6 protein-coding genes are annotated in these 13,880 nt (G+C 37.9%); all 6 read left to right on the top strand.

Annotated features, from left to right (window positions below):
* Positions 1-74: 74 nt before the first annotated feature.
* The 6 genes from DMB65_RS04265 to DMB65_RS04290 all read left to right on the top strand — a co-directional run bounded on the left by DMB65_RS04265 (position 75) and on the right by DMB65_RS04290 (position 13,880).
* On the top strand, positions 75-1,757 hold the full coding sequence (locus DMB65_RS04265; RefSeq protein ID WP_110305443.1) for a glycoside hydrolase family protein: 1,683 nt from the start codon (positions 75-77) through the stop codon (positions 1,755-1,757).
* A 90-nt stretch (positions 1,758-1,847) separates the two neighbouring features.
* Positions 1,848-2,981 (top strand): glycoside hydrolase family protein, encoded by a 1,134-nt coding sequence (locus tag DMB65_RS04270; protein ID WP_110305444.1) that lies wholly within the window; start codon positions 1,848-1,850, stop codon positions 2,979-2,981.
* A 77-nt stretch (positions 2,982-3,058) separates the two neighbouring features.
* Complete coding sequence (locus DMB65_RS04275) at positions 3,059-6,400, top strand: glycoside hydrolase family 2 TIM barrel-domain containing protein (RefSeq protein ID WP_230470603.1); 3,342 nt, start codon at positions 3,059-3,061, stop codon at positions 6,398-6,400.
* 102 nt (positions 6,401-6,502) lie between these two features.
* Positions 6,503-9,961, top strand: coding sequence for a glycosyl hydrolase (locus DMB65_RS04280; RefSeq protein ID WP_110305445.1), 3,459 nt, complete (start codon positions 6,503-6,505; stop codon positions 9,959-9,961).
* Positions 9,958-11,391: a sialate O-acetylesterase gene (locus DMB65_RS04285; protein ID WP_110305446.1), complete on the top strand. Its 1,434-nt coding sequence runs from the start codon at positions 9,958-9,960 to the stop codon at positions 11,389-11,391. The genes DMB65_RS04280 and DMB65_RS04285 overlap by 4 nt, the downstream gene beginning before the upstream one ends.
* Before the next feature lie 167 nt (positions 11,392-11,558).
* Positions 11,559-13,880, top strand: coding sequence for a DUF5703 domain-containing protein (locus tag DMB65_RS04290; protein ID WP_110305447.1), 2,322 nt, complete (start codon positions 11,559-11,561; stop codon positions 13,878-13,880).

Here is a 13,880-nt window from a genome sequence, read left to right on the forward strand (position 1 = left end):
TTCTCACGAAGATTTCTCGTTCCTCGAAATGACAAGATTGAAGAAATTCAGAGTTAATAAAAAATAAAAAACCAATGTTTTCAAGAATAAAAAAATACCACTTTAATCCTTTAATAACAACTTCTGTATTGTTGTTTTTGATATGCTTTCAATTTTCAGCAAAAGCACAAAATACAGCATGGAAACCTGTTTCTTTTGAAGTTATTAATGATTACAAAACTTTTACAACAACACAATACGCCCACATATTTTCAGGAAGCAAACACAATATTGTTAAGCTTGCCCCGGAATTGAAAGGATTAACAGGAGTTGAACTTCCTTTAGATAAATATAAAAACGGAACAAATACACCTTTGCAATTAAAATTTAAAGAACCAGTTCAGGTATTAATTGGTGTTTTTCAGGAAACAGATAATAAAGAATTTCTGCAATCGAACGCCATAGAAAACGGAAATCTGATTCTTAAAAATGGGGTTACAATTACAGGTTTAGCTCCCGTAAATGTATATGCGATTGCGTATCCAAAAGGAACACAAACCATCAATCCGGGAAAAGGATTATTCGCCATTTTAGGAGTAGTAAAAACTTCTCAAAAATTGGAATTCAGAAACGCTGAACTTCCAGACGGAAAACTTTGGAATCCAACTTATATCGTTGAAGGATTCTCCGATGAAAAACCACTTTTCGAAATCATTGGCGGAGAAAACAAAGCCGTGATCGACGAAGGAATGCCAGGAACCGAAGACATTCAGGGAGGTTTTGAAGGCGGTCGTGTGGTGAAAGTAGACGATACCTATCATATGTTTCCAACCGAAAGAGCAGGCGAAAAAGGAGTGGATTATTATTATGATCGTGTCAAAACCAAAATCGGACATTGGACGAGCAAAGATGCGATTCACTGGAAAAGAGAATCGACAATTTATCAGGCCAGCGGAGTTTACGCCGTTACCGAAGACGATAATCCGATGAACGACCGACGTTCGGCAATTTGGTCGTATATGCCGGTTTTTAACGAAAAAGCAAACAAATGGTACGGCTATTACTTGGCGTACACCGTTCACAAAGAAATTGAACCAAACCATTCTTTTGGAAGAATCTGGCGTTGTGAATCAACTGTCGATGGAATCAACGGAATCGGTGGTCCGTACAAAGATATGGGCATTGTTATGGAACCGGGTTTGGATTCACAGCCTTGGGAAGGACGTCAGGGAGTAGCTTCCTTTTTTCCGTATAAAGTCGGAGATAAATATTTTGGATTTTACAGCGGAGCTTATCCGTTTAGTTCATGGGCAGATTATCCGAAGAAATCAGGGAAAGGCTGGTTTGTGGCTTTGGCAGAATCGAATAGTCTGGAAGGTCCCTGGAAACGATTAAATAAAGGTTTGGAACCAATAAAAACGATACATCCGCAATTTGTCGAAAATCCGATTGTGAGTCAGTTGCCAAACGGTTTATACATCGCCATTTTTGACGGAGGCCCGGAAGGCTGGGGACATCATTTACCCAATATGATGGGTTATTCACTTTCGAAAGACGGAATCAATTGGGGAGAGGCAAGATATTTACCAATAGAAACCAAAGTCGATAAATGGTGGGATATTATGAGAACCCCGCTTTGTTTGATTCCCGAAGGAAATGATGTTTACACGATTGTATATAATGCGATTGATTTGAAAAGAAGATTTCACCCAACAGGAATGGTAAAAATAAAACTGAACAAAGACGTAATGGAATCGAGATTGAAGGAGTTGAAATAGAGCCAAGAGTAAAGAAGCAAGAGAATAGAATAAAGAGAAAAGAAACTTTGCGCCTCGCACCTTGCGAAAACTATCAAGAATAAACCAACAATGAAGTACTCAATTAGATATCTCATCATTGCGATAACAGTTGTATTGATCAGCAGTTGTACGACTACCAAATACAAAAAAAGAGAAATCAACGAAACCGTAATGCAGGAGATTTATAACGAAATCAAAACGCCTTACAAATACGGTTTGGTATTGGTGCCAACGGACAACTCCTATAAAATGGACTGTCCGAGCGTTTTCAGGAAAGACGGAAAATGGTTTATGACCTATTTGATTTATGATGGAAGAGGTTACGAAACCTGGCTGGCAGAAAGCAATGATTTACTAAACTGGAAACATTTAGGAAAAGTAATGTCTTTCTCGGAAAACGAAAAGCACTGGGATGTGAACCAAAAAGCAGGATATATTTCGTTGCAGGATCCAACCTGGGGCGGAAGCTACGAATGGGAAAAATACGATGACAAATACTGGATGAGTTATTTTGGCGGAGACAGCAAAGGCTACGAAGCCGGAGTTTTGTCAATCGGGATGGCATATACCACAACATCTCCGACAAAACCACACGAATTCCAAAGACTGGAAAATCCGGTTTTAACGCCAAAAGACAAAGACGTAAGCTGGTGGGACAATAGCACGATGTACAAAAACAGTGTCATTCGTGACAAAGAGAAATTGACAGGACATAATTTTATCATGTACTACAACGCAAGAGGCGATAGTCTGAAACCGCAAAAAGGCGCAGAACGAATCGGAATGGCGGTTTCTAACGACATGAAAACCTGGAAACGTTTCGGTAAAAATCCGGTACTAAATAACCATAGAGGAATTACAGGAGATGCTTTTATCCAAAGAATCAATGACACCTGGGTGATGTTTTATTTTGGCGCTTTTTGGACGGGTTGGGATCAGGGTGCATTCAATCGTTTTGCTGTATCGAACGATTTAATCCATTGGGAAGATTGGAAAGGCGACAATTTAATACAATCATCAGAACCGTATGATGATATGTTTGCCCACAAATCATTTGTCGTAAAACATAACGGAATCGTATATCATTTTTATTGTGCTGTAAACAAAGCAGAACAAAGAGGAATTGCAGTAGCAACTTCAAAAGATTTAGGAAAAAGTGAAACGAGTTTTGTAGCGCCGCCGGAGAAGAAGAAAAAACAGTAATTGAGTTGAGTGTAAGATGTGAAATGTAAAACATCTTGCGCGGTAATACTCAGCAGAGACAATTGAATCAAATAATAATGAAACAAAATATAAAACCAATGTTAGCGTCAAAAACAAAATATAAAAATCCATTTTTCATATTTCGATTTTCGGCGTATGCATTTTACATTTTACTATTCACATCTTACGCAACACAAGCCCAATCCGTAACCGGTGAACCTGCAGGAATTCCTGAATTACACAAAAAATACGAATTCGCTCCTTGGGAAGATCCAACGGTAACCAGCATCAACAGACAGCCATCCAGAGCGACGGCTTATTCGTATAGCAATATTGAAGATGCGTTAAAAGGCGACAGAACCAAAAGCCGAATCCAAATGCTGAACGGCGATTGGGATTTTAAATATGCCGTGAATCTTGAAAAAGCTTCCAAAGATTTTTATAAAACTACCGTTTCAGGCTGGGATAAAATCGAAGTCCCTTCCAACTGGGAAATGAAAGGCTACGATAATCCTATTTACAAAAGTGCCGTGTATCCGTTCCGACCAATAAATCCGCCTTTTATTCCTAAGGATTATAACGGAATCGGTTCGTACCAGCGTAGTTTTACCGTTCCTGAAAACTGGAAAGATATGACGGTTACTTTACATTTCGGAGCCGTAAGTTCGGGTTTTGAAGTATGGCTAAATGGAGAATTTTTAGGTTATGGAGAAGACAGCTTTTTACCATCAGAATTTGATGTTACACCTTATTTAAAAGCAGGAGAAAATGTAGTTTCTGTTCGTGTAATACGTTGGACAGATGGTTCTTATTTAGAAGATCAGGATCACTGGCGTATGAGCGGAATCCAGCGTGAAGTTTTTATTATGGCTGAGCCAAAACTACGCATTCAGGATTTCTTTGTTCAAACCAAGTTGGATAAAAAATATGAAGATGCGATTTTTAAACTGCGTCCAAAAGTAGAGAATCTTACGGGTGAAAAAGTCAAAGATTATACAATTAACGTTCAATTGTACGATGCTTATAATGTAGCAATGTTCAAAGACCCGCTTCAAAGACCAGTGATCGATTTAATCAACGAAAGTTATCCGCGTCTGGATAATGTTCGTTTTGGATTCTTTCAGGAGACCATTAAAAATCCAAAGAAATGGAGTTCGGAAGAACCTAATTTATACACTTTGGTCCTTTCGATAAAAGATAAAAACGGCAATATTACCGAAGCCAAAAGCTGTAAAGTAGGATTTCGTTCGATTGAATTCGCCAAAGAAAACGGCAAAATGCTCATCAACGGAAAAGAAACTTACGTTTATGGTGTAAACCGTCACGATCATCATCCAACAAGAGGAAAAGCTCTGACAAGAGAAGATATCAAACAAGATATTACCACGATTAAGAAGTTCAATTTCAATTTTATACGTACAAGTCATTATCCAAATGATCCTTATTTTTACGAATTATGTGATCAATACGGCATTATGGTAATGGACGAAGCCAATCAGGAAACACACGGAATTGGCGGAAAATTAGCCAATGACCCAAAATGGACAAATGCCTATTTGGAGCGTATGAGCCGAATGGTAGAGCGCGATAAAAATCACCCATCAGTAGTAATGTGGAGTTTAGGTAACGAAGGTGGAAAAGGACCGAACCATGCTGCAATGTCGGGCTGGGTTCACGATTTCGATATCACGCGTCCGGTACATTATGAACCGGCACAGGGAAATGCGAAGTTAGAGGGTTATATCGATCCGCTGGATGCGGGATATCCTAAAACAATCGATCACGCTTACCGATTCGAAAACCCACAGGATGATTCGTATGTAGATATGGTGAGCCGATTTTATCCGGGCGTTTTTACGCCTAAATTTTTGGTCGATCAAAAGAAAGATACGCGACCAATTATTTTCGTCGAATACTCACATGCGATGGGAAATTCTGTGGGAAATTTAAAAGAATTATGGGATGAATTCCGTTCGCTTCCAAGAGTGATCGGAGGCTGTATCTGGGAATTTAAAGATCAGGGATTGGTGAAATTCGATTCCAGATATGGTCAGAATTATTTTGCCCACGGCGGAGATTTTGGCGAAAGATACCACGATGGCAATTTCAATACCAAAGGAATTGTAGATTCTAACGGAAAACCAAAAGGTTCAATTTTTGAAAACAAATGGGTGTATCAGCCAGCGGTTTCAACTTTAAACGGAAATCAATTAGAAATAAAAAATCGTCAGGCAGTAAAATCGTTGGCAGAATATACTCCGGTTCTTCAACTATTGGAAAACGGAAATGTAATCAAAACACAGATTTTAAAACCTTTCAATGTAGAAGCAGGACAATCGACAACTTTAAATGTAAGTCAGTATCTGCCAAAGATGAAAACAGATGCAGAATACATTTTGAATATTGAATTTCAGCTTTCGAAAGATGAACTTTGGGCTTCAAAAGGGTACGCTGTTGCGGAAGATCAGTTTTTGCTGAAAAAGAAAGAAGTCGTTTTAGAATCTAAAAAAGGAAATGTAAATGTTTCGGAATCAGATTCTGATTTTAACATCAAAGGGAAAGCTTTCGATATAAAAATAAATAAGATAAATGGGGCGTTGAGTTCGTATGTTTTCAACGGAGAAGAACAAGTTTTTGCACCATTGCTTCCCAATTTCATTAGACCACTTACGGACAATGATAAACGCGGATGGAAATCACAAAAATTGCTGAAACAATGGTACAAAGCCAAACCAAAATTGACAAATATCAAAATGGATCAGTCAAATGCCGAAATTAAAATCACCAGCGATTACGAAATTATAAAAGACAGTGCCAATGTGAGCGTGGTGTACAACATCAAACCCGACGGAACAATCAAAGTTGATTATAGTTTGAAAGCGTCGAATAAATTGCCAAACATTCCAAAAATCGGAATGCAGATGGGCGTTCAGAGAAAATTCGAACAAATTTCGTGGTACGGAAAAGGGGAACTGGAAAATTACAGCGACAGAAATTTTGGTTCATTCGTTGGTAAATATTCGCTTATAATTAATGATTTTATCGAACATTATCCAAAACCACAGGAAAACGGAAACAGAACTGAAGTGAGATGGATGGCGTTGACAACTCCACAGAAAAATCAAGGTTTTTTAGTTGTAAATGATTCAAAAGTTTTAAACATGAGCGCGTGGCCATACACACAGGAAAATCTGAGTTCAGCAACACATACGTATGAATTGAAAGATCCGGGACTTTTGACAGTCAATATTGATTTAGTTCAGATGGGAGTAGGAGGAAACGATAGCTGGACATTAGTAGCACAACCCATTGAAGAATACCAAATCAAGTCAGGAGATTATCAGTATAGTTTTTATTTGACGCCTTTTATGGGTTCAAAAAATGAATTGGATAGTAGTTTGAAGAAATTTAAATATTAGACAAAGAAGATCAAAATAATCTGCCAAATCTGCAAGATCTGCGGGAGTAATTTTTTCTCGCAGATTTGGCAGATTAAGCAGATTAGAAAAGCATAATTAATAATGTTTCAAAAAAAACAATTTTTTCTTTTTAATAAAGACTTTCGACTTTCGTCTTTACGACTTTCGACTGCCTTGTTGTTACTTCTTGTGGGATTCGTTTCCGCACAGGAAGTCCATAAAAAAGAAACAACATCTTTTCAGCCCACAATCGAATCCTCCAGACCTTGGGTATATTGGTATTGGATGAAATCGGCGTATTCCAAACCTGGAATCACAGCCGATTTAGAAGCGATGAAAGAAGCCGGAATTGCAGGTGCATACTTAATGACCATCAAAGGGCCGGCAAATCCGCCATTGATAGATCCGCCGGTTTTACAATTGAGTCCTGAATTTTGGGATATGGTTCATTGGGCTTTTAAAGAAGCGAATCGATTAGGATTAAAAATGGCTTTTCACGGTGCCGATGGCTTTGCTGTTGCCGGAGGTCCGTGGATTACACCCGAAATGTCAATGCAAAAAATCGTTTGGTCAACTACTGAAATTGCTGGAGGGGAATCAATTACGAAAAAATTACCCGTTCCCGAACATTACAAAGACTATTATAAAGACATTGCAACTTTTGCAATTCCGATAAAAGAGTTTCAAACCAATTCTCAATTACAATTACCAAAAGTTACTACTTCGAACAATACAGATGCCTCGTTTTTGGCTGATCCTAAAAAAGACGAAAATTTCAAGTTTGCCGAAAAAGGCTGGATTCAATATGAATTTGAAAAGTCTTTTACCTGCAAATCCATTGTAATTGAAACAAAAGGAAGAGATTTTCAGGCACAGCGTTTAATCGTTGAAGTAAGTAATGACGGAGTGAATTTTAAATTCCACGAAAGAATGATCGCACCACGTCACGGCTGGCAGGACATGGATTTTTCGCACACACATACCATTACACCAGTCACTGCAAAATATTTTAGATTTGTGTATGATCCTGTGGGAACAGAACCGGGTGCCGAAGATTTAGATTTTGCGAAATGGAAACAAAACCTGAAAGTGAGTAAAATTACGCTTTCGAATCAGGCGTTGATTGATAATTTTGAAGGAAAATCAGGAGCCGTTTGGCGTTTGAGTCCGGAAACTACATCAAACCAAATTCCGAATACAGAATCATTTAAAAAATCAGACATCATCAATATTTCCAATTTAGTTGATGCCAACGGAAATTTAAACTGGAAAGCACCCAAAGGCAAATGGAAAATTATCCGAATGGGACATACTTCAACCGGACATGAAAATGCTACAGGCGGAGCAGGCAAAGGTTTAGAAGTGGATAAATTTAATCCTGAATTAATTCGTTTTCAACTCGATCATTGGTTTGGTGAAATGGTTCGCACTATCGGACCTGATTTGGCTTCTAAAACTTTAGAAATCCTGCACTTTGACAGCTGGGAATGTGGAAGCCAAAACTGGTCTTCGGTTTTTCAGGCTGAATTCCAAAAAAGACGCGGTTATAATTTGGTAGATTATTTGCCTGTGATGGCAGGAATTCCAATTGAAAGTGCTGAGGTTTCAGAGAAGGTTTTATACGATGTCCGAAAAACAATTGCCGAATTGGTAGCCGATAATTTCTACGGAACCGTTGCTCAGATCGCCAAAGAAAATAACGTTAAATTAAGTTCAGAAAACGTAGCGCCAACCATGATGAGTGATGCTTTGTTGCATTATAAATATGTTGATTATCCGGGAGGCGAATTTTGGCTAAAAAGCCCAACACACGATAAACCTTTTGATATGATTGACGCCATTTCAGGCGGGCATATTTATGGAAAAGATATTATTCAGGCCGAATCTTTCACCGCTTTGAGAATGGATTGGGACGAACATCCCGGAAATCTAAAAACGCTGGCTGACAGAAATTATGCTTTGGGAGTTAACCGATTGTTTTATCATGTTTTCGTTCATAATCCTTGGACGGATAGAAAACCGGGAATGACTTTAGACGATATCGGAACTTTTTTCCAAAGAGACCAAACGTGGTGGAAACCCGGAAAAGCTTGGTTTGAATATTGTCAAAGAGTACAATTTCAATTACAAAAAGGAAAACCGGTGATTGATTTAGCGGTTTTTATTGGCGAAGATTTTCCTTCACGCTCTTTTGTACCCGATCGATTGGTGCCGTTAATTCCGAATGTGTTTGGAAAGGAAAGATTGGAAAGCGAGAAAATCCGTTTGGGAAATGAAGGTCAGCCCACTGCAAAAATGCCAAAAGAAGTTACCTATTCTAAAAATATTACCGATTTATCACAATGGATAAATCCGTTAAACGGCTATCAATACGATTCGTTTAATGCGGATGTTTTGATCAACCGGGCGAAAGTTGAAAATGGGAAAATCACTTTGGGAGGCGGAATCGAATACGGTGCTTTATTTTTTCCGGGAAGTCATAAAATGGCGCCGAATGAAATGCTTTCTTTGGCTTCAGCCGAAAAAATACTGGAGTTAATAAAAGAAGGTGGAACCATTTTTGTAGATGAAAAACCAAACATACAGCCGGGAATGCAATCCGAAGCCGAACAGAAAAAATGGCAGAATGTGATTGATGAAATTTGGAATAACTCAAATGTATCAACTTGGAAAATCGGAAAAGGAACAGTTATTAAACTACCATATTTGGGAAATGATTTTGCAGAAATTGGAATTACGCAGGATGTTTATTTTCCAAATTTAAACAGAGCAGATTCAGAAACTATAGCCTGGACGCATCGTAAAGCTGAAACAGAGGATATTTATTTTATTTCGAATCAAAAAGAAGAAAAAAGATCTTTTGAAGCTTCATTTAGAATAGATGGAAAAGTTCCTGAATGGTATAATCCTGTTACTGATAAAACATCGGCTTTATCCAATTGGAAAATTGAAAACGGAAGAACAATTGTTTCAATAAATTTAGACGCAAATGAATCCGGTTTTGTCATTTTTAAAGAGAAAACTGAAGAAGTTCTGGCGAAAGGAAATCAAAAAGGTATAGAATTTGAGAACGTTCAGACCTTAGATGAAAATTGGGAATTGCAATTTGATTCCGAATATAAAGGTCCAAAAGAAATAGTAAAAATAAACAAGCTTTTTGATTGGGGTACTTCAACAAATGATCAGATAAAATATTATTCCGGAACAGCAATCTATAAAAAAGAGTTTATTTGGAAAGGAAAAAACAAAGAGAAATTTTGGCTCGATTTAGGAACAATTGCGAACATTGCTGAGGTAACTATAAACGGAATCAAATGTGGAACTATCTGGACATTTCCATATAAAACAGATATTTCAGAAGCCTTGAAAAAAGGAAAAAATACTATAGAAATCAAAGTCACCAATACCTGGGCAAACCGATTAATTGGTGATGAAAAGTTACCAAAAGAACAAAGATTAACCTGGACAACGGCACCTTTTAGATTGCAGGAAGGAATATTGTTGAAAGCCGGATTATTAGGGCCAGTTACGATTGTAAAAGAAAAAACAGAAAAGAAATGATATATTTAAGAAACCATATTGTTGCGATTTTTTTGATTTTAGGAAGTCTTCAAATCAATGCAAAAATCAAATTACCGGCACTGTTTTCGGACAATATGATGTTACAGCAAAAGTCCAATGCACCAATGTGGGGCTGGGCGGATAAGAATGAAAACGTGAGCGTTAAAACATCGTGGAATTCTAAAATCTACAAAACAAAAGCCGACAATCAGGGAAAATGGAGAGTAGAATTACAAACGCCAGTTGCCGGAGGGCCATTTATTATTGAAGTGAATCAGGGAAAAGAAACCATTACCATTAAAAATGTTTTGATTGGTGAAGTCTGGCTTTGTTCCGGACAATCGAATATGGAAATGCCTTTAAAAGGTTTTCAGGGTCAGCCTGTAAAAAATGGCAATGAAATTATAGTAAGATCTACCAATAAAAACATTCGTTTAATTACGATTCCGAGAGCGACAGTTTTAGAGCCAAAAGATGATTTTGAAGGAAAATGGGAAGTGGCTTCGCCAAAATCAACTTCAAATTTTAGTGCTACGGCCTGGTATTTTGGATCACTTTTACAGGAAGTTTTAGATGTTCCTGTGGGATTAATTCATGTTTCGTACGGCGGTTCGAGTATGGAAGCCTGGATGAATCAGGAAATGCTGAAGGATTTTGCAAGCGCTAAAATTCCAACGACAAAAGAAGAATTAGCAAAAGACCCAAATCGTGTGCCGACTACTTTGTTCAACGGAATGCTTTCGCCTGTGATTGGGTACGGAATCAAAGGCTGTATCTGGTATCAGGGCGAATCGAATTACGAAAGAGCTTCAGAATACACCGCTTTGATGAAGAAGATGGTCAGTAGTTGGAGAAGCTTGTGGAAACAAGGGGATTTTCCGTTTTACTACGCACAAATCGCTCCGTTTAATTATGCGCAATTTCATCCAAAAGATAATCTGGAAAAATACAATTCGGCTTATTTGAGAGAAGCACAGCTCAAAGCTTCGAAGGAAATTCCGAATTCTGGAATGGCAGTTTTGATGGATGTTGGCGAAGAAAATAACATTCACCCAATGGACAAGGAAAAGGGCGGAAACCGATTGGCGTTTCAGGCTTTGGCAAAAACCTACGGAATCGAAGGCTTCGAATTTGAAAGTCCTAAATACAAATCGATGGAAATAAAAGACGGTTCAGTAACCGTTTCTTTTGATAATGTTGAAAACGGAATTACGTCTTATGATAAAGAAGTAACAGGTTTTGAATTGGCGGGGGAAGATAAAATTTTCTATCCTGCAAAAACGGTTGTTCGCAGAAAATCGGTGGTTTTGACTTCGGATAAAGTTGCCAAACCTGTAGCGATTCGTTATTTGTTTAAAGATTTTGTAAAAGCAGAATTGTTTAGTGGGGGAGGTTTGCCGATTTCTTCTTTTAGAACAGATGAGTGGTAGTTTTTTACACAGTTTGTCATTCTGAGGAACGAAGAATCCTCGTTTACAGCATCGACGAAGTTTGACGCTTTTGATTGCGGAGATTGCTTCGCCAGTTCGCTTTCGCTCGTGTCTTCGTTCCTCAGAATGACAAACTAGAAGAACAATAAAATAAAAAAATAATAAGTTTGAAATACAAGATTTACATATTTTTCCTCTTCACGCTTTTAGTAAAGGCGCAAATCCCTGTACTCAATAATTACAATCAAATCTGGACGACACAAAGCAACAATGCATCAGAATCGATGCCTTTGGGCGGTGGCGATATCGGAGCAAATGTATGGGTAGAAAAAGGCGATTTATATTTTTATTTTTCCCGTAGTGGGACTTTTGACGAACACAATACTTTGTTGAAATTAGGTCGCGTAAAAGTAACTTTAACTCCAAATCCTTTTAAAGATAACGAGGGATTTCGTCAGGAATTGTTTTTGAAAGATGGCTATATTTTGATTGCTCAAAATAATACCAAAATTAAACTTTGGGTTGACGTTTTCAAACCTGTAATTCATTTGGATTTAGAAAGTAAAACACCTTTGAAAATGACAGCTTCTTATGAAAGCTGGCGTCATAAAAATAGAGATTCCAAAGGAAAAGCTAACAATGCCAATTCGTATAAATGGGCTCCTCAGGGCGAAATCGTAATTTTTAAAGATTCCATCTCATTTGAAAATAACGGAGTTCAGTTTTATCACAAAAATAGACAACAAACTGTTTTTGATGTTGCAGTGAAACAGCAGAAAATGGAATCATTAAAAGACCAAATGTTCAATCCGATTGCGAATTTAACTTTCGGTGGGTTTATGACCGGTGAAAATTTGAAACCAGACGGGACGTATTCGGGAACTTATCAAAATACAGATTTTAAAGGATTCAGTTTGTCGAGTGTAAAACCTTCTAAAAAGCATTCATTAGAAATTTATTTGAATACCAATCAATCTGATTTTTCTACTTGGAATAACGGATTGAAAAGTTTGGTTTCTTCGAATAAAAACACAGTAAAACAAGCAGAAAAGAACACGATAAAATGGTGGAATAATTTCTGGAACCGCAGTTTTATTTATACCCAGAAAAGCAATTCCACTACAAAAGATTCGGTGTATCAAATCGGGCAGAATTATCAGTTGTTCCGATATATGCTGGGCTGTAATGCCTACGGAAAATACCCAACGAAATTCAACGGAGGATTGTTTACAGTTGATCCGGTTTTTACCAATCCCGATTTAAATTTCACACCCGATTTCAGAAATTGGGGAGGCGGAACGATGACAGCTCAGAACCAGCGATTGGTTTATTTTCCGATGGTGAAAAGCGGTGATTTTGATATGATGAAATCGCAATTGGATTATTATTTGAGTCTTCAAAAAAATGCCGAATTGCGTTCGCAGGTGTATTGGAATCACGGCGGTGCATCTTTTACTGAACAATTAGAAAATTTCGGTTTGCCCAATCCGGCCGAATACGAATGGAAACGCCCAGCTGATTACGATCCGGGAATGGAATACAACGCCTGGCTGGAGTATGAGTGGGATACCGTTTTTGAGTTTTGCCAAATGATGTTGCAACAGAAAGAATTTGCCGGTGAAGACATTCAGAAATACAATTCGTTTATTATGAGTTGTTTGCGATTTTTTGATGAACATTATCAATATCTCGCAAAACAAAGAGGCAGAAAAGCATTGGATGGCAACGGACATTTGATTCTTTTTCCGGGTTCGGGAGCGGAAACGTATAAAATGGCAAATAATGCGAATAGTACGATTTCGGCTTTGACCGTAATTTCAGAAAATTTATTAAACCTTTCTTCAAAAGAATTGTCTAAGGAAGACTCCGATTATTTGAAAGGTTTTCAAAAACGAATTCCGCCTTTGAATTTTGGTCAAATCGAAAATCATAAAATATTGCTTCCTGCCAAATCCTGGGAACGCATCAATAATTCAGAAGTACCTCAATTGTATCCGGTGTATCCATGGGGGATTTACGGCATTGGAAAACCTGATTTACAAACTGCTTTGAATACCTGGAAATACGATCCCGATGCGATAAAATTCAGAAGTCATATTGGCTGGAAGCAGGATAATATTTTTTCTGCCTGTTTGGGACTGACCGAGGAAGCTAAAAAATACAATCTGTTGAAAATGGCTGATTCTGACCGACGTTTTCCAGCCTTTTGGGGTCCGGGTTTTGACTGGGTTCCAGATCATAATTGGGGCGGTGCGGGAATGATTGGAATGCAGGAAATGCTTTTGCAGGAAGCTGATGGAAAAATGTATCTTTTTCCGGCCTGGCCAAAAGAATGGAATGTTCATTTTAAATTGTATGCTACACAAAATACAACAGTTGAAGCCGAACTTATTAATGGAAAATTGAAAATTTTAAAGGTAATTCCGGAAGAAAGGAAGACAGCTATTATAAATCTGTTGGGCAAATCGACAGAAGAAAAAATAAAATAA

The sequence above is a fragment of the Flavobacterium cheongpyeongense genome (genome assembly GCF_003202435.1).
GTDB classification, from domain to species: Bacteria; Bacteroidota; Bacteroidia; order Flavobacteriales; family Flavobacteriaceae; genus Flavobacterium; species Flavobacterium cheongpyeongense.